General features: G+C 75.7%; 2 protein-coding genes. One reads left to right on the top strand and one right to left on the bottom strand.

Annotated features, from left to right (window positions below; translation table 11 throughout):
• Positions 1-28 precede the first annotated feature (28 nt).
• Complete coding sequence (locus tag ACSNOK_RS32710; protein ID WP_436784423.1) at positions 29-829, bottom strand: pyrimidine reductase family protein; 801 nt, start codon at positions 827-829, stop codon at positions 29-31.
• A gap of 95 nt (positions 830-924) precedes the next feature.
• On the opposite strand from ACSNOK_RS32710, the gene zapE reads away from it, so the two are divergent.
• Positions 925-2,016 (top strand): cell division protein ZapE, encoded by a 1,092-nt coding sequence (gene zapE / locus ACSNOK_RS32705; protein ID WP_436784422.1) that lies wholly within the window; start codon positions 925-927, stop codon positions 2,014-2,016.
• The last annotated feature ends 76 nt before the right edge of the window (positions 2,017-2,092 follow it).

The raw sequence follows: 2,092 nt of genomic DNA, 5'->3' as shown, positions 1-2,092 counted from the left end.
ATAAGAGACAGAAGCTGCGCCGGCCCCGTCAGACCCCGGCCGGCTCCGCCCCGCCCTCTCCAGCCCGGTACCGGGTGAACAGGAACCCGTCCTGCTCCAGCACCGACGCCAGCGCGAACCGCCGCGGCACCTCCAGCGGAGGCCCGCCGGCGATCCGGGGCGCGACCCCGGCGGCGACCATCGGGGCGAGCGACAGGCACAGCTCGTCCAGCACCCCGGCCGCAGTGAGCTGCCCGAGCAGCCGCGGCCCGCCCTCGGTCAGCAGCCGCGGCATCCCGCGCGCGGCCAGCAGCTCCGGTATGCGCGCCACGTCCACCGTCCTCCCCTCGCCGGCCACGACGACCTCCACGCCCGCCGCGGCGGCCGCGTCGCGCCGCTCGGCGGGGGCCGCCTCGCCGGTCAGTACCAGGGTCGGCACCAGCGGCTCGGCGAACAGCGGCAGCGAGAAGTCCAGGTCGAGCCCGGCACTCACGACCGCGATCGCCGGCGCGGGCGACTGGCCGAGCGTGGCGCGCCGGGCGGCGAACGCCTCCCGGACGCGCGCCGGACGGTACCCCTCCTGCCGGACGGTCTCGGCGCCGACCACGACGGCGTCGGCGAGCGCGCGCAGCGTACCGAAGATCCGCATGTCGGCGGCGGAGGACAGCGGCTGGGAACGGCCCTCGTGGTGGGCGGCGCCGTCGAGCGAGGAGACCATGTTGGCGCGCAGCCAGGGGCGTCCCTCGGCGACGGACGCGGGGTAGGCGTAGAGGTCGGCCAGTTCGCCGAGGCCCCACTCGCGGTCTTCGAGGTCGGCGGGGGCGGTGGGCGAGGGGAACAGGCGTCGCATAGGCCGCAGTGTGACACGGCTCGCCGCCCCGGGTGTGACATGGCTCGCTCCGGTCCCGGCCACCCCGTGCCCGTCAGCGGCTACGCTGGAGAGTTGTGTCGTCCTCCACCGCAGCATCCCCAGACGCCCGCCCGACGGGCGAGCAGCCCGTCGCGCTCACCTCGCGCACCCCGCACGTCCCGGCCGAGCGCCTGGTCGCCGAGATGGTGCCGCCGCCGCGCTTCGACGCGGTGCGGTTCGACACCTACATACCGGACCCGAACCAGCCCAGCCAGACCGAGGCCGTCCGGGTGCTCTCCGGCTTCGCCGCCGGGCTCGGCTCCCCGGCCGCCGGCAGCGGCCGGAAGCGCTGGTTCCGGCGAGAGCCCAAGCCGGCCCCGGCCGGCCCGCGCGGCGTCTACCTCGACGGCGGTTACGGCGTCGGCAAGACGCACCTGCTGGCCTCCCTCTGGCACGCGGCGCCGGCCGCCCCGGAGCGGAAGGCGTTCGGCACCTTCGTCGAGCTGACGAACCTGGTCGGCGCCCTCGGCTTCCAGCAGACCGTGCGCACCCTCGGCGGCCACGAGCTGCTGTGCATCGACGAGTTCGAGCTCGACGACCCGGGCGACACCGTCCTCGTCTCCACGCTGCTCGGCAAGCTGGTCGAGCAGGGCGTCGCGCTCGCCGCGACCTCCAACACGCTGCCCGGCAAGCTCGGCGAGGGCCGGTTCGCCGCCGCCGACTTCCTCCGCGAGATCCAGGGCCTCTCGGCCCACTTCCGCGCCCTGCGCATCGACGGCGAGGACTACCGCCACCGCGGCCTCCCCGAGGCCCCGGCGCCCTACGACGACGAGACCGTCAAGCGGGTGGCGCACTCGGTCGAAGGCGCCTCCCTGGACGACTTCCCGGCCCTCCTCGCCCACCTCTCCCAGGTCCACCCCAGCCGCTACGGCGCCCTCTGCGACGGCGTCCGCGCCGTCTGCCTCACCGGCGTCGAGCCGGTGCCCGACCAGTCGACCGCCCTGCGGCTCGTCGTCCTCGCGGACCGGCTCTACGACCGCGAGGTGCCGGTGCTGGCGTCCGGGCGGCCGTTCGACCGACTGTTCAGCGAGGAGATGCTCGCGGGCGGCTACCGGAAGAAGTACTTCCGAGCCATCTCACGGCTCACGGCGCTGGCGCGGGACGCGAAGTCCTTGGCGGAGGGCTGAGGGGTGACAGCGCCCCGGTCCCGCCCTTTCACCGTTTCGGGGGGGGGGGGGGGGGGGGGGGGGGGGGGGGGGGGGG

The organism is Streptomyces sp. URMC 126 (genome assembly GCF_051386555.1).
Lineage (GTDB): Bacteria > Actinomycetota > Actinomycetes > Streptomycetales > Streptomycetaceae > Streptomyces.
The sequence above is the reverse complement of the archived record's forward strand: the minus strand, read 5'-3'. Positions and strand labels throughout refer to the sequence as shown.

Bases quoted from the DNA above. Each gene is read 5' to 3' on its own strand.
- ACSNOK_RS32710 (WP_436784423.1), bottom strand. From the start codon at position 829: ATGCGACGCCTGTTCCCCTCGCCCACCGCCCCCGCCGACCTCGAAGAC.